Source organism: Spirosoma flavum (assembly GCF_042686045.1).
Taxonomy (GTDB): domain Bacteria; phylum Bacteroidota; class Bacteroidia; order Cytophagales; family Spirosomataceae; genus Spirosoma; species Spirosoma flavum.
Map to the genome: position 1 here is coordinate 1,193,540 of NZ_JBHUOM010000001.1, position 16,238 is coordinate 1,209,777.

At 47.6% G+C, this 16,238-nt stretch carries 14 protein-coding genes; 4 read left to right on the forward strand and 10 right to left on the reverse strand.

Annotation, left to right across the window (positions count from 1 at the left end):
• Positions 1-12: 12 nt before the first annotated feature.
• From trxA to ACFS25_RS04890, 8 genes are all read right to left on the reverse strand, one after another.
• Entirely contained in the window at positions 13-357 is a 345-nt protein-coding gene (gene trxA / locus ACFS25_RS04855) for a thioredoxin (RefSeq protein WP_381497282.1), read from the reverse strand.
• 73 nt (positions 358-430) lie between these two features.
• Entirely contained in the window at positions 431-4,048 is a 3,618-nt protein-coding gene (gene dnaE, locus ACFS25_RS04860) for a DNA polymerase III subunit alpha (protein ID WP_381497283.1), read from the reverse strand.
• Positions 4,049-4,228: 180 nt separating this feature from the next.
• Complete coding sequence (locus tag ACFS25_RS04865; protein WP_381497284.1) at positions 4,229-5,464, reverse strand: Bcr/CflA family multidrug efflux MFS transporter; 1,236 nt, start codon at positions 5,462-5,464, stop codon at positions 4,229-4,231.
• 153 nt (positions 5,465-5,617) lie between these two features.
• Positions 5,618-6,916 carry an NAD(P)/FAD-dependent oxidoreductase gene (locus ACFS25_RS04870; RefSeq protein ID WP_381497285.1) on the reverse strand — a complete coding sequence of 433 codons (1,299 nt, stop codon included), beginning with the start codon at positions 6,914-6,916 and terminating at the stop codon, positions 5,618-5,620.
• Between the two features lie 53 nt (positions 6,917-6,969).
• Complete coding sequence (locus tag ACFS25_RS04875) at positions 6,970-8,310, reverse strand: TldD/PmbA family protein (RefSeq protein ID WP_381497286.1); 1,341 nt, start codon at positions 8,308-8,310, stop codon at positions 6,970-6,972.
• Positions 8,311-8,320: 10 nt separating this feature from the next.
• Entirely contained in the window at positions 8,321-9,961 is a 1,641-nt protein-coding gene (locus tag ACFS25_RS04880) for a TldD/PmbA family protein (protein WP_381497416.1), read from the reverse strand.
• Positions 9,962-10,117: 156 nt separating this feature from the next.
• Positions 10,118-10,264 (reverse strand): hypothetical protein, encoded by a 147-nt coding sequence (locus ACFS25_RS04885; protein WP_381497287.1) that lies wholly within the window; start codon positions 10,262-10,264, stop codon positions 10,118-10,120.
• Between the two features lie 39 nt (positions 10,265-10,303).
• A complete protein-coding gene (locus ACFS25_RS04890; RefSeq protein WP_381497288.1) occupies positions 10,304-10,828 on the reverse strand; it encodes a serine/threonine-protein kinase in 525 nt (174 codons plus the stop codon).
• 110 nt (positions 10,829-10,938) lie between these two features.
• Between ACFS25_RS04890 and ACFS25_RS04895 the strand changes: the two genes are divergently transcribed.
• A complete protein-coding gene (locus ACFS25_RS04895) occupies positions 10,939-11,454 on the forward strand; it encodes a hypothetical protein (RefSeq protein ID WP_381497289.1) in 516 nt (171 codons plus the stop codon).
• Between the two features lie 33 nt (positions 11,455-11,487).
• On the forward strand, positions 11,488-12,801 hold the full coding sequence (locus tag ACFS25_RS04900) for a serine hydrolase domain-containing protein (RefSeq protein WP_381497290.1): 1,314 nt from the start codon (positions 11,488-11,490) through the stop codon (positions 12,799-12,801).
• Positions 12,802-12,997: 196 nt separating this feature from the next.
• Here the strand turns inward: ACFS25_RS04900 and ACFS25_RS04905 are convergent, their stop codons facing one another.
• On the reverse strand, positions 12,998-13,519 hold the full coding sequence (locus ACFS25_RS04905) for an acyl-CoA thioesterase (RefSeq protein WP_381497291.1): 522 nt from the start codon (positions 13,517-13,519) through the stop codon (positions 12,998-13,000).
• A gap of 198 nt (positions 13,520-13,717) precedes the next feature.
• Here ACFS25_RS04905 and ACFS25_RS04910 point away from each other — a divergent pair, with 198 nt between their 5' ends.
• Positions 13,718-14,581, forward strand: a complete 864-nt coding sequence (locus tag ACFS25_RS04910) for a sterol desaturase family protein (protein WP_381497292.1) — start codon at positions 13,718-13,720, stop codon at positions 14,579-14,581.
• Here ACFS25_RS04910 and ACFS25_RS04915 read toward each other — a convergent pair.
• Complete coding sequence (locus ACFS25_RS04915) at positions 14,573-15,052, reverse strand: hypothetical protein (protein ID WP_381497293.1); 480 nt, start codon at positions 15,050-15,052, stop codon at positions 14,573-14,575. The two genes, ACFS25_RS04910 and ACFS25_RS04915, sit on opposite strands and share 9 nt — an antisense overlap.
• 172 nt (positions 15,053-15,224) lie before the next feature.
• Here ACFS25_RS04915 and ACFS25_RS04920 point away from each other — a divergent pair, with 172 nt between their 5' ends.
• Positions 15,225-16,217, forward strand: a complete 993-nt coding sequence (locus tag ACFS25_RS04920) for a fasciclin domain-containing protein (RefSeq protein WP_381497294.1) — start codon at positions 15,225-15,227, stop codon at positions 16,215-16,217.
• Positions 16,218-16,238 lie beyond the last annotated feature (21 nt).

The following is a 16,238-nucleotide window of genomic DNA, read 5'->3' on the forward strand; positions in this document are numbered from 1 at the left end:
GGAAACTAACTATTAGATCGTTGCGGGTTCCAGAGCACCTAGAAGTTTCTGCTCCAGTACATTCTTGGGAACGGCACCAATTACTTTATCAACCAACTGTCCGTTTTTGAAAATCATCAGCGTTGGAATGCTGCGGATACCAAATTTAGCGGGAATTTGGGCGTTTTGATCAACGTCCATTTTTGCTACAATGGCTTTTCCTTCGTATTCACCGGCAAGTTGCTCAACAACGGGGCCGATCATTTTACAAGGACCGCACCACTCAGCCCAAAAATCTACTAAAACGGGTTTATCAGAATTTATGAGATCGTTGAAGTTCGCATCGGTTGCTTCTACGGCAAATGTTCCTGCTGCCATGACTGAAATGAGTTTATTATGTTGAACTTGTTTCAGTCATATAAACCGTTTTCAAAGCGATTAGTTCCGAATTCTACGCTACCTTACACGTCACGCCCTCCATTGCTTCCAATGCCCGCAGGAACGAGTTGGCAGGTGAAACCTTTAGCGTTCGAGACTGTAAGCTCACTTCGATGCGTTCGTTATAATCGACCACATTCAGGGAAAGTGTACACGTGCCTGGGTGGGCATTGACGAGGTCGTTGATTTGGGCCACAAGTTGGGCGTTCAGCGAGTCGATCGTTAACGATACCCGCAATTCCTTGCAGAATTTCTCGCGCATTTCAGTTAGCAACCGGATGGTCGTCGGCTTAAATTCCAAATTATCGGAGTTCCAGCGGTTCTGAGTTTTGCCCGTAATGTGCAGGAATCGACCAACTTCAATGTATTGCCCCATTCGCACATAGTCGTCGCCGAAAAGTGCCATTTCTATAGAACTGCCGTAATCTTCAATCTTAAAGATGCAAAATGGGTTGCCGTTTTTGCCAATCTTACTCTGCATAGAAGACACGATACCCGCCACCTTAATTTCAGGCTGGCGCGTTTCGAGAATCTTATCTAAGGTGCAGTTACAGAAACCCTCAAGTTCGAGTTTGAACTCATCGAGTGGGTGACCAGTGATGTAAAAACCAACGACATCTTTCTCAAATTTCAACTTTTCAATCTGGTTCCATTCCGTTACGATAGGCGCTTTGGGCCGGGCAATCATCGGCTCCCCGTTCATCATAGCACCAAATAGAGACTGTTGAGCGGCTGCTTTTTCAGCGTGGTAGTTGTTGGCGTACCGGATAATTTTATCCAAAAACGGCGACGTATCGGTATCCGACATCTCGAAATACTGCGCCCGGTGGTACTCATCTATGGAGTCGAAAGCACCGGCGTAAGCCAGCGATTCAAAGGTTTTCTTATTTACCGTCCGCAGGTTGACCCGAATGGCAAAGTCGAAAATATCTTTGAACGGTCCGCCCGCATTTCGTTCTTCAATGATGGCTTCAACAGCCGCATCACCCGCCCCTTTGACTCCGCCCATCCCAAAGCGAATTTCACCCTTTTTATTGACGCCGAAGAACCGTTCCGATTCGTTTACATCTGGACCCAGTACCGGAATATTTATATTCTTACACTCCTCCATGAAGAACGTAATCTTGTCAATCGTACCGAGACAGCTTGTCAAAACGGCGGCCATATATTCAGGCCGGTAGTGTGCTTTGAGGTAAGCGGTCTGATAAGCGACAAAGGCGTAGCAGGTCGAATGTGATTTGTTGAAGGCGTAGGAGGCAAAAGCTTCCCAGTCAGACCAGACTTTTTCGCAAATTTTCAGCGGGAGTTTATTGGCCGTACAGCCATCCATAAACTTGCCCTTCATTTTGTCGAGCGTGGCTTTATCCTTCTTGCCCATCGCCTTCCGAAGTACGTCGGCATCACCTTTGGTGAAGTTTCCTAGCTTCTGCGACAAGAGCATCAACTGCTCCTGATAAACCGTAATGCCGTATGTATCACCCAAATACTCCTCCATTTCGGGGAGGTCGTATTTGACTTCTTCACGGCCATGCTTACGGTTGATGTAGTTTGGAATATAAGCAATTGGCCCCGGTCTGTAAAGGGCATTCATAGCAATGAGGTCCCCAAAGCGGTCAGGCTTAAGGTCTTTCATGTGCTTTTTCATGCCATCGGATTCAAACTGAAATACGGCGTTGGTTTCTCCCCGCTGGAAGAGTTTATACGTTTCCTCGTCGTCCAGCGGAATGTCGTCAATGATAATTGTTAGATCGTGGTTCTGCTTGATAAGCCGCAGACATTCCTTAATAATAGTAAGGTTGCGTAACCCCAAAAAGTCCATTTTGATAACACCCGCATCTTCAATAACTTTCCCCTCATATTGAGTAATAATCAGGTTCGTATCTTTCGATGTTGACACCGGAACAATGTCCGATAAATCGCTGGGCGCGATGATGATACCAGCCGCATGGAGGCCGGTATTTCGTACCGTTCCTTCGAGTTTGCGGGCTTGTTTGAGCACCGCTGATACTTTTTCGTAGTCCACGATCCGCATAGCCTGCGCTGCGCTCCGATCACCCGATTCCAGCGCCCGCATTCGCTTCACGTTCTCCATTTCGTCAGGTTGAATGACACTAGCCAAACCGCCAGGCCCATCAAGCGGATCCTCAAAAATGCGCTTGAGCGTCATGTTATACGTCGGCTTGTCGGGCACGAGTTTCACAATAGCGTTGGCATCTTGTAAGGGCAAGTCCATGACTCTCGCTACGTCTTTGATCGACGACTTAGACGCCATTGTGCCATACGTAACAATCTGCGCTACCTGCTGCTTACCGTATTTCTGAACTACGTAATCAATCACTTTCTGCCGACCCTCATCGTCAAAGTCAGTGTCAATATCGGGCATCGACTTCCGGTCGGGATTCAGGAATCGCTCGAACAGTAAGTCATATTTGATAGGGTCAATGTTGGTAATGCCGGTGCAATAGGCCACCGCACTACCTGCTGCCGAGCCGCGCCCCGGACCAATCATAACGCCTAAATCGCGTCCCGCCTTAATGAAGTCAGCCACAATGAGGAAGTACCCGGCAAATCCCATTGTCCTGATTGTAAATAACTCAAAATCAAGGCGCTCCTGAATATTCGGCAGGATGTCTACATACCGTTCTTTGGCTCCTTCATACGTGAGGTGGCGCAGGTATTCCCACTGGTTCAGAACGTCGTCGGTATGTTGCTGAAACTCCTTCGGAATCGGGAAGTTGGGCAACATAATATCACGCTTCAGCTTCAGCGTCTCTACCTTGCCAACAATCTCGTTCGTATTGTCAATGGCTTCGGGAAGGTCTTTAAAGAGCGTCGTCATCTCCTGCGTGTTCTTGAAATAGAACTGGTCGCTGAAGAAGGCAAAGCGCGTGTTTTTAGGCATCACATCGTCGTCGCTGAAATCCTTCATCGATGGCGTACTTTGCTTTTCGTTGGTGTTGACGCACAGTAAAATATCATGCGCTACCCAGTCGTCCTGATCGACATAATGCGAATCGTTAGACGCAATAATCTTGACGTTGTACTTCCGGGCAAACTTGATCAACACCTCGTTGGCTTTGATCTGGTCTGGAATCTCGTGACGTTGTAGTTCGACGTAATAATCCTCACCGAAGCGGTCGAGCCACCATTTGAATTCAATTTCGCCCGCTTCTTCGCCTTTTTTCAGGATAGTCTTCGGAACCGATGCGCCAATGCAGCAGGTTGACGCAATCAGCCCTTCTTTGTATTTGTCAATTAGCTCTTTGGTAACGCGGGGATACTTGCCGTATAAACCCTCCATATAACCCAGCGAGCAGAGTTTCGCCAGGTTTTTGTAACCCTGTGCGTTCTTAGCAAGCAGGAGCTGGTGGTAGCGAACATCTTTTTTCTCTTTCGTAAACTGCTTGATGGTGTGGTCCTCCACGACGTAGAACTCACAACCGACAATAGGCTTAATCCCCTGCTTGCTGGCTTCGGCCACAAACTCAAATACACCAAACATATTGCCGTGGTCGGTGATGGCAACAGCAGGCATATTATCGGATTTGGCCTTCTTGATCAGCTTCTTAATATCGGCTTGCCCGTCGAGCAGCGAGTATTGGGTGTGGCAGTGGAGGTGAGAGAATTGCATATTGTCAGAATGGCACCGGCCACCCGTCGGGATTTTCCTGATTTTTTTACGTTATCAGGATTTTATTTGTTGAGTAAAAATAGAGAAAACGAGCGGGTAAGGCGTGTGGTAAGCCGTAAATTTTAGACGAAATTTAGTAACAGCCTGATGGTGAAACGCAAACGTAGAGACCAAGCGTCGTTAAAGTATAGCCTCCGTAAACGGCTCGTCAATACCGGCCTGTTCACGTCTATACCGGATGGCCCGTTGCCCGAAAAGCAGAATTAGTAATCCACTAACTACGCAAAACGTCATCATCCCAACCATTGGAATGGCGGTATGATTATGGAGCACACTGACAGCTCCGGAAACGACAGCCCCGAAACCCATGCGAAAACTGCCCATTAGAGCCGCAGCACTGCCCGTATGTCTGACAAACGGAGCCAGCGAAAGTGCCGATGCATTGGGGCCGGTCAAGCCCTGACCACACAAAAATAGGAACAGCATTATAATCAGGCCGTATTGTCCGTACCAGCCAGCCCACGTTCCCAAAACCAATAGCAAACCCACAACCGACTGATAAATCAGCGTTGTATAAATGATCTGTTCACTATTAAACCGTTTCAGGAAAATCCGATTCAATTGGGTAGGAGCGATCAAGGCAATAGCCAGGAAGGCGAAAATCCAGCCGTATTGCCGCTCGCTGACTTTATAAATGTTCATGAACACGTCGGGAGAGCCGGAAATATAGGCGAAGGGTGCCGACGTTGCGACTCCGCTCGCCACTGCATACGTCAAAAACTGAGGTTGCTTTAATACGGTAAGAAAACTGCTCAATACCGCCTTTGGCCGAAGCGATAACGAGGCATCGGGCTGTTTGCCATCTGGTAAAACGTAATAGATACTAACCAGAATCAAGACCGTTATTGCCGCTAGAATAAGAAAAATGGAGTGCCAGCCAAAGGCAACCGTAGCATAGCCGCCAACCGTGGGCGCAATCATGGGCGAAACCGCCACTACCAGTATTAGTAACGAAAAAACCTGGGCAATCTCGGTGACGGGAAAAATGTCGCGTACCAATGCTTGAGCAGCTACCAAACCAACGCATCCGCCCAACGCTTGCAGGAGCCGCATTAAAATCAGGGTTTCTATCGATGTGCTTACCGCGCAGCCCACCGACGCCAGTATATAGATGACTAGACCTGCATATAATGGTAACTTTCTGCCATAGCGATCCAGCAATGGCCCGTATAAAATCTGCCCAACCGAAATGCCAACCAAATAAGCCGTTAGGGATAATTGAACTTGAGAAATTGACGTACGAAGGTCTTTCGCGATAGCCGGAAAACTCGGCAAATACATGTCAATGGAGAACGGACTGATCGTAGAGAGTGTCCCTAAAATCAGGATAATAACAAAATGCTGTCGGCGCGTCATAAACAACAGAAGAGGTGCTTGCCTTCATAGACGCTCAACGGTGAACGATTGTTCCTTAATTAATCTGGGGGAGTTCCTGCTCGGTGCAGTATTTACGTCATTTCGATGTTAGCTGGACAGAAACCGGCATAACAAAAAAGTACGCATGACATTTTAGCCGATTAACCGTTTGAGGGCAAATTTCTTCATCTTATCCTTTTCGCCAGCTACGGTATTGGCAGCCAGTTCGCCGAAGGACGCGCCTTGCTTATAGCCGTGGCCCGAATCGCCACCCATTACCCAAAGGTTGTCGGCCTCAGGGTGCGTGTCCAAAATGAAATCCGAATCGGGTGTCATTGTGACTTGACAAACCCGTTGCTCAATCAGCGGCTGGCCTACCATTTTGGGGAATCGTCTTTTGATTACGCCCAGTGCCAACTCAAATTCTTCTGGCTTTACAAAACGGTTATACGTATCAAATCGATCCGTTACGTTATTGTCTGGGGGAGTTAACCCCAGTTTGAACCCTCGAAAATCTCTTCCCGGTACGCCGAATGAGCGGAACGGCCCAGCCATGTCCCGATCCATCCAGGTAGGCAGTTTATTCTCCATAAAATCGGATTGGCCCGCTGGACTTGCAAAGAAGAAAACCAACGCTCGGGTCACGATGAGTTTCTTTGTGAGTTCCGGAAAAAGACGCGTCAGCCACGGGCCACAGGCAAATATGAACTGATCGGCTTCCAAGACATTGCCATTGGCAAGGGTAATAGCCGTTGCTTTCCCACCTTTAATGCTTTCTTGTTTTACCTGCTGTTGCAGAAACGTGCCACCTTCTTTAACAAACAAATCGCAAACGGCCTGACAGCCTTTGCGGGCATCCAGATACCCGGCTGTCGGATCATACATGACGTGATCCAGCCCCTCTATCCCGATTTGAGGCCACCGTTTGACGGCATCGTCCAGACTTACTTTTTCGAGAGGCAATCCCGCCTTTTTATAGATCGAAACGGCTGCTTCCGATTCTGCCTTACTGGAAGGATAATTAAAGAGTAATAATCCATTCTGATGCAGCACTTTCTGACCCATTTTGGACTCATTCTCTTTCCAGAGAGTCAGGGCACGCATCGCCATATCCGTGTAAATAGGGTCGGCATAATAGGCCCGAATCAGTCGTGTTTCTCCACCTGAACTTGACTGATTATTACCAGGACCGAACTGGTCAACGAGCGTTACGTTATAGCCTTTTCGCAACAGATGCAGCGCCGTCCACCCGCCAAACGCACCAGCTCCGACAACGACAATTTTACCATTCTTTGCTGGCTCTTTAATAAAACTGGCAACACCGGCTTGCGTAGGATGAGGCAAGGCCCCACCCAAAGCAGTTAATGCAGTACCCTGAACGCTGTACTTTAGTAACTGGCGTCGGTTAATATGCCCCCCTGGCTTTCGTTCATTCTGGGCATCGGTTGGCATAGTGCTGTTAATTAATTGATTATAAAAAGAGAAAGGAGATTTACTATGTAATCTTACACGGCGTCAGAAAGTGAGGTGAACGTAAATTCCCGAATTTTCATCGACGGAACAAGGTAGTTTGTAAAGGAGCCTTCGCTACTCACGACCCGTTCTACTTTGCCTAATGTTTCCAGATTATTGAGCATAATGACCGGACTTTCATTAAACCGGAAATTCTTAACTGGATGCTTTATTTTGCCGTTTTCGATGTAAAAGGTACCATCACGAGTCAGGCCGGTGACCAATAAAGACTGAGGATCAACGGAGCGGATATACCAGAATCGGGTTACCAGAATACCGCGTTGTGTGGTTTTTATTAGCTCATCCAAGGTTGCGTTACCACCTACCATCATAAAATTGTTTGGTACTGGCACGGCTTTTACGCCCTTTTTCTGCGCCCAGTAGCGGGAATATGACAGGTTTTTGACAACGCCCTTTTCAATCCAGTTTATTTTTTCCTGCGCCCGACCATCTGATCCCCAGGGAGAAGCGGGCAATTCAGGGTTTGTTGGATCCGAATAAATTGTCACCCGTTCGTCTGTAAGTCGCTCACCAAGTTTCGTTTTGCCACCGGGTTTGCTCAGGAATGAGCGCCCTTCGTCGGCACTGCGCGCATCCAGACCACGGAATAAATGTTCCAGCAGCACCGCAGCAGCCAGTGGTTCCAGAATAACAGTGTATTTGCCCGGTTCAATGGCGCGTGCACTCACCGAGCCAAGGGCTTTTTGAAGGGCAACCTGTGTGGCCGATGCCGTATTCAGTTTTGAGAAATCACTTACGCCCTGAGCGGCAAAACCAGAACCCGTTCCGTTATCGGTGCGGATGGTTGCGCTAAAATTGATTTTTGTACTTGGATAATAGGCAAATAATCCCTTGCTGTTCATCATCGCCGAAAAGCCGGTGCGGTCCTCCAGATATCCGGCTACGGTCTGCTTTTGCGAACGGGCTATCTGAATACTTTGACTTACCGCTTTGGCGCGGTCAACGGCCAACAGGCTGGCTGTCGAGTCGAAAAAGCCGGTTGACGGTAAATATTTCTGTGGCCCAAGGAGACCAATATACTCAGGATTTTCCGGGGCTAACTGAGCCAGTTCTTCCGCACGACGGACGACCTTTTCGAGCGAAGCTTCGTCGAATTCATCGATGGTGGCAACGCCAACTTTTTTGCCATAAGCCGACTGAACCGACAGTGTTTTATACGCCTTTGACCCGCAGGTTGAGACTTTGTTGAGGGCGTATCGGATGTTGCTCCACTCTTCACCCTGCAAATTTACTTCACACTCGTTGGCCTTGGAATACGTTAATGCCTTCTGTAACAAAGCTTTTGCTTCTATTTCTGATAATAAGGTAGCCATATTGGGGAGCTTAGATTTTACGACCGGTATTAATCACATTGACGCCGTTGAAACGAGCCGTTGCGCTGCCGTGCGACACCGCGTTACTCTGAATCGGTTGGCCTTTTCCGTCGAAAAATGATCCGCCCAACCGGAAATCGCGCTCGTCGCATACCTTCACGCAGGAGTTCCAGAATTCCTGCGTATTGGACTGATAGGCTACGTCTTTGAGCATACCTACGATCTGTCCGTCTTTGATTTCATACGCCAATTGACCGCTAAACTGAAAGTTATACCGCTGTTGGTCAATCGAATAGGAACTATCGCCGATGATGTAAATGCCTTTCTTTACGTCTTTTATCATTTCATCAACGGATAACGGTTCTTTACCAGCTGCCAGCGATACGTTAGCCATTCGCTGAAACTGAACGGTTCCCCAACTATCAGCATATGCGCAGCCCTGCGACTCTTTCTCGCCCAATATGTGCACCTGATCGCGAATGGCCATATAATTGACTAAAGTGCCATCCTTAACCAGATCCCAACGCTTTGTCTGAACGCCTTCATCGTCGTAACCAACGGCTCCCAGCGAACCAACCTGCGTTTTGTCGGCAAAGAGATCGACTTGTGTGCTGCCATAATTGAAGCTTTTGCTCTTCCATTTGTCCAGCGTAGCAAACGACGTTCCGGCGAAGTTGGCCTCATAGCCCAATACGCGATCCAGTTCCAGCGGGTGACCTACCGATTCGTGAATGGTTAGCCAGGTGTGCGACGGGTCGAGAATTAGATCGTATTTACCCGCTTCGACAGACTTAGCCGTAAGCTTTTGTTTGGCCTGTTTGGCCGCTGCGACAACATCTTCCAGCATATCGTACCCTTTGTTATATCGGTTCGTAATGCCCGTTATTTTATCGGATGGATTTACTTGCAGATATTCGTAGCCCATGCCCACCGGGGCACTTAACGCGTCTCTCGTCTCGAATTTACCGCTCTTAGGATCGATGACGGTTACCGTAAAGCCGGGCCATTGTCGATGAATATCCTGGTCGATATACGAACCATCTGTAGACGCGAAATACTTCTGCTCATTAACAAAAAAGAATTGCGAGTTTACGAAGTTAGCGCCGTTGGTCATGGCGGCTCCATTGACGTCCATCAGGAGATCTACCTTCTCTTTAATGGGAATTTCAAACGCGTTTTTCTGAATCGGTGTTTTCCAGCTTATCTCCCCGAAACCTTTTTGGGGAGCCAGTTGAACGGGTTCGTCTGATAGCAATACATTCGCTTTGGCCATTGCCACCGCTTTTTCGGCTGCTTTGGCCAAATCCGCTTCTGTTTTGGCATCACCAACAGCCGCAAATCCCCAGCAGCCATCTACAATAACGCGGACACCCACGCCATACGATTCCGTATTGATGATGTTCTGAACCTTGTTTTCGCGGGTGATAATGAATTGATTCAGGTAGCGGCCAATGCGCACGTCGGCGTAAGACGCTCCTTTAGACTTAGCGGCATTTAAGGCGGCATCGGCCAACCGTTTCTTGACGGCTACATCCAGGCCCGGAATTAGTAAGGCTTCAGCCGAGACCGACCGTCCGAAAATGGGAATCTGTGCCAGCATGAGCGCACTGGCACCCTTACCCGCCACTTGCATAAAATCTCGTCGATTCAGGGGCATTTGCTACGGTCGAATTTATAACGAATTGGTCTATTTGGCATCGGCTGTTCCGAACAAGCTACGGTGCCAAACAGAGAAGATTTAGTAGGTTATAAAGATAGGTAAACCTCTACTTATTCAGAATATAATTCGCTAAAGCTGTAATAATTGTTAGTAGAATTCTATTGTTTCTTTATATGGTAAAATAATAGTTGGGGACTTGCTGTTAACCCAAGCGGCCAGCCAACAAATGAATGCATCCTGCGACAATTCACTGGTTGCGTAGGTGAAAAGGTTGGGGCGAGTTGGATTTTCCATTGTTATTAAATTGAGTTTAAACGCAAGTATATACCATCTTCACCGACTCAAAAAGTACGCCCGAAACTCCGCCATTTCCCGCTCTTCTATCTCTATGTATTTTCCGAACAACTTATCGCCCACCTGCGTACGAAGTGCCGAGATGCCCACGTCAATCAGCCGAAGACCTCTGTCGGTCATAAACACGTTGTCGTACCGTTCGCCAGATTGATTGGAGGGACGCTTAATGTCGCGATGGACAAAGCCCGAAGCATGTAACTCACGTAGTTCATCATCGAATACATCGAGCAACAATTCTCGCTTGCTAATTTCAAGACTACGAAAATCCAGCGGGTACAACCGTTCCATAATCAGCATGTCCCAGTCGTGTTCGTCGTCGTAGTCAAGTCGAATAAAGCGTACCAGCAGGTCGTTGATACCGTTAGCTACTTTAAGTTTCTCGGCCTCCGAGCCAATATCTGAGCGAGTATCGCCCCGAAAAACCTTAGCTACCTCCGTGTCGGACAACGCTACTACTAAGTTATTGGCTCCATAGGAGAGTTGGTTATCATATCGTTCTGCCATATTGTAAACCTACATAAATTTGTCTTTTCGAGTCGATTTATACTTGACAAACCCGGCACGACGTTTGTATAAACAACTTCTGACTATAACCCATTACATATCCAAAATTCATGGTTACTCATTACGCCGTTCGATCTTTCCGTACTACGTTCCTTGCTTTGTTCGTCATTGGTTCGCTTACCACAGCGTGCAAAAAATCGGGAAGTGCCAGCGATGTTGACCCTCGTGATCAGTACGTTGGCACGTATGCTGGCACCTCGCGTCGGACGTTGTATGTTAGTGCTGATATTTTTCAGGGGCCAATCCCCGGTGTATCGACGACGACGGTTACAAAAGCATCCAATGCGCACGAACTATATATTGAAAATACCGTCGTGTACAACAACGGTTTTACGGGCGGATACACGGAGCGCGTAACCGCTACATTAACGGGGGTAAACTTCACCGTTATTGATAAAGCAAGTGATCAAATTGAGTTGCCAAGCGGTAAAGTTGATTCAGATTACACCGCTACCGGCGTGTTTGATGCTAGCACAAAGCAACTTGTTTATTCGGCTACAGCGCGGGCCTTGCGTAATGGTGCTCAGTATTCCCGGACTGACGAGATTACCAGTGCGAAGAAATAACTATCTTCGCGGGGTCCCTAACTTCCGGTTTTCATGAAAATAGTTGTTCTTACCGGCCTGATGGCCGGTTTTTTTATTTCTGCCATAGCGCAACCGTCTGTTAATCAAACGGCCTTATCAGGCCCCGTTTTAAAAGAGGCTGCAGCCGAAACCGTCGGTATGAGTACCACCCGGCTTCAGCGGATGGATGCTGTTATCAACGATTATATTGCCAAAGGCCGTCAGGCGGGCGTTGGGGTGTTGATCGCGCGAAATGGCCGGATCGTTTATCATAAAGCTTATGGACAAGACGACATTCAGGCCAAAACACCCCTGAAGCGCGACGCTATTTTTCGGATTGCTTCACAAACAAAAGCGCTTACGAGTATTGGCCTGATGATGCTATTTGAGGAAGGAAAATTCCTTCTCGATGACCCTATTTCAAAATATATTCCGGCTTTTAAAAACCCGAAGGTACTGGACAAACTCAATGAGAAAGATTCGTCTTATACGACCGTTCCGGCGAAGCGCGAAATTACAATTCGGCACTTATTGACGCATACATCGGGCATTAGTTATCCCAGTATCGGGACGAAAGAAGCCGTTGCCATTTACGCCAAAAATAAAATTCCAAGTGGCATCGGTACGCCCGCTGGCACTCTCTCCGATGCTATGAACCGGCTGGGAGCCTTGCCGCTTATGCACCAGCCCGGCGATCGCTGGACGTATGGCCTTAGTGTTGACCTAGTTGGCTATCTTATCGAAGTACTCTCCGGACAATCACTTGACCAATATCTGCGAACTCGGTTATTTGACCCATTGGGCATGAACGACACCTATTTTTATCTGCCTGCGGCCAAGCAGAATCGGTTGACAATGGTTTATACCGAAGATTCAGCAAAAGTAGTTCGCCCATTGCCGTCACTTAATGGGCTGTCGGCTGATTATCCTAAACAGGCTGGAACGTACTATTCGGGCGGGGCTGGTTTGTCATCTACCATGTATGATTACGCCATTTTTCTGCAAATGATGCTCAATGGCGGAGAGTATGGGGGGAAACGCTTTCTCAGCCCGACTACAGTCCGCCTAATTACGACAAATCAGATTGGCGATTTAAATCAGGGAATTAATAAGTTTGGATTGGGCTTCTCGCTGACTTCGGAGAAAAGTGCTGCCCGACTGTCCGTATCGCAGGGGTCGTTCGACTGGGGTGGATTCTTCGGGACAACCTACTGGGTCGATCCTAAAGAAGGTATCGTAGCACTGATTTATACGCAGAAAGTCCCCAACAGTTACGGCGACCTGACCGATAAATTCAAAGTGCTTGTTTATCAGGCCATCACGCAAATGAACGAGCCGATGCGGTAGAATGAACAAAGCTGATTCCATCCTTTTTATTCACTAGCTATTCAGCCACAACGTGGTGATAATGAATAGCTACCGAATGACTTTGCCTAGGTTAGATATGTGTTTATATCTTTACCGGCATCAGTTATAAATAATTTTGTGGCAGTCGCTCAAGCAAGCTAAATGAGGTGTCGGGTTTGAGAACCCGACACCCTTTTTAATCATTAATCTGCAAAAACTCCCGTAACTCTTTCGCATCCTCGGGCTTCATACGTCCGGCTAGTACCAAACGCAACTGCCTCCGACGGAGGGCGCTCACATACCGCTCTTTCTCATCGTCCGTTTCGGGCAATACGGCGGGTACTTCGATGGGCCTGCCACTTTGGTCAACGGCCACAAACGTATAGTACGCATTATTGGTACTGACTCGGATACCAGCTGGAATATCCTCTGCCCAGACATCAATAAATACTTCCATTGAGGAGCTGAACGCCCGTGTTACCTGGGCTTTCATGGTAACAATGTTGCCCAAACGGATAGGTTCAGAAAAGGATACGTTATCAACTGAGGCCGTTACAACAATGCGGTTTGAGTGTTTCTGGGCGGCAATGGCAGCCGCAATATCCATGAAGTGAAGGAGTCGCCCACCCATTAGATTGTTTAACGTATTGGTATCATTAGGCAGTACCATTTCGGTCATAATCGTCATGGACTCGCGGGCGTATTTGGGCTGGGGCATTAGTTAGTTATCAAGTGTCAATGAAACGGCATCTGTAAGCAAGTAGCAAGCGGTTACTGTCTACAAACCAACTACCGAAAAACCAGACGGACAAACGAAGTGCCAAGTTTGATGGTTTTTAAGGGCTAAACCGAATAGACATACTCCACTATTTCTTTATAAATTTGTATAATAGCTACAAAAAATAAGATAACGTTAATGGAGAGGTTAGTTCACTACTTCGAGCATATTCCATCATCGCACCGGAGCTTGATTCTGGTAGGCGGTATTACGCTATTCTGGCTGATTGAAAGTGCAGTGCCCTTATTTCGGTTTAAACGGGACACGATTGGCTACCGGAAACTTCACCATGCAGGCATCAATATTTTCTTTACGCTGACCACCATCCTTGTCAATTTTATACTGGCTTTTATCCTGTTACAGACCAGCGATTGGACCGTTCGCCATCATGTTGGGCTATTGCAATGGATTACACTACCGCTTTGGGCGGAAGTTATCGTTGGGTTGATGATTCTGGATTTAATTGGCGCGTGGTTGGCTCACTGGACCGAGCACAAGGTGAAATTCATGTGGCGGTTTCACTTGATTCATCATACCGATGCATACGTTGATACGACAACGGCCAATCGTCATCACCCCGGCGAAAGTGTAATCCGTTTTGCTTTTACAACGCTCGCGGTTCTGATTGTTGGATCACCAATGTGGCTCGTTTTTCTGTATCAAGCCTTGTCGGTGCTGCTTTCGCAATTTAATCACGCCAACATAGAACTGCCCCGCTGGGCCGACCGATTGCTGAGTTTGGTTATCGTGACACCCAACATGCACCATGTACACCATCACTATGTTTTGCCCGTCACCAACACAAATTATGGTAATATATTTCCTTTTTGGGATCGTCTCTTTGGGACCTATTATGAAATGGCGGGCAACGAATTGCATTATGGTATTGACACACACACGGAGCCGAGCGAACATTCGCACATTGGCAATCTGCTGAAAATTCCATTTTCAAAATACCGACCCCCGGTAGGAGAGAAGTTGCCTGCCGAGAAACTACCGTAGCGGTGATTTAGAACAGTTGATTTTAGCGAGCACATTTTGGTAGCCAGTGTTGAGTGATTTCAAAACCCATTTGCCTTGTCGCTCAATGCGTTCGCCCTCATGCCAGGAAATCGTATCGCCTTGTAGTGTGAAATCGAGGGTGTAGGGCTGTGTCGTACCTTCACCCGAACGCTGCCAGTCGCCCCCAATTTTAGACCCATTAATTGTTCCCTGAAACGGTCCCCGCGCCCGATCTTTTTCATACGGCTTGCTATCTAAATAACCCGTAGCTTGCTCGCCATTGATAACCAGTTGTAGGGTCGTTGTGTCACGACTCATGATTTTCTGGAAACAGAGCGTGTCAGGAGTTGTCGATGCTGTTGTTTTTTCGGATGTCTGCGTCTCCGCCGATCCGTTCGTTGCTTGCTCAGACGAGCGGCTTTTGCAACCGATCACTAATATTAATAAGCAGATGGTCAAGTTGTTACGCATAGGTGCCGGAAGGATTTTTTGGGATAACTGTTAATATGGTCAATAGTTTGGCAGATTAAATTGATTGGGTGTCATAACTGATAGGTAAATATTGCCGAACAAAACGAATAGATTGTCGTTTTTTGCAGAACGGATAAGCCGTACTATTCTTTTCACCAATTTCCAGTCACTCATGTTAACGAATCAAAGCGCGTTCGCAAGGCGAAAGTGGGCCTTGCTTGCGGCCTTATTAATTACACTGACGTTCTCCTTTTCGGCCTGTAAAAAAGCAGATAATTCTACCCCTACACTCTCGACAATTGGCGACATTATCAATACTGGAAGCAATTTCACGCTGCTAAAAGTTGCTCTCGTTCAGGCTGGTTTAGATGGAGCGTTAGCCCAACCGGGTACATACACTGTATTTGCACCAACCGATGCGGCATTTAAAGCCTTTGGTTACGCTGATGCAACAGCCATCAAGGCGATTCCCGCCGATTTATTGAAAACGGTTCTGCAATACCATGTACTGACTACCCGGGTTGGCTCGTCGGATATACCAGCGGCTATTAACACAAGCCAGCAAACAATGGCTGGCCTGCCTTTATACCTCTCGAAAGCTACATCGACATCTACAACATCGACCACACTGTCTATAAACGGAGCTCATGTTCTGCAAGCTGATGGACCGGCTAGTAATGGGGTTATTTACGCCATTGATCGGGTGTTGTTACCACCGGTTTTTGGCAACATAGCAGCCACTATCCAGAACATTCCCCTGCTGTTGCCGGGTGCATCATTTAAACTTCTTCAGGCGGCTGTTACGAAAGCCGGTATCGTTACACAGTTAACGGCGGCTGGTCCTCTGACGGTGTTTGCGCCAACCGATGCAGCTTTCAAAGCGGTAGGCTACGATTCTGCGGCCATTGCTAAAGCGACAGTCCCTATGCTAACTAATATTTTGAGTTATCATGTGCTCAACAGCCGCACCTATACGCCACTTATTATGAATGGAGCCAGTCTTACAACCTTGCAAGGAGGAACCATTACGGCAGGTATTAGCACAACTGCCCTGACCATAACGGGCAAGGGAAATGGTGGTACTGCGTCTAACATTACCGGTCCCGACATTACGGCAACTAATGGTGTTATTCAGATCATTGACCGATTATTGTTGCCGCAGTAACAGTTTTTTGTTTTTTATTTA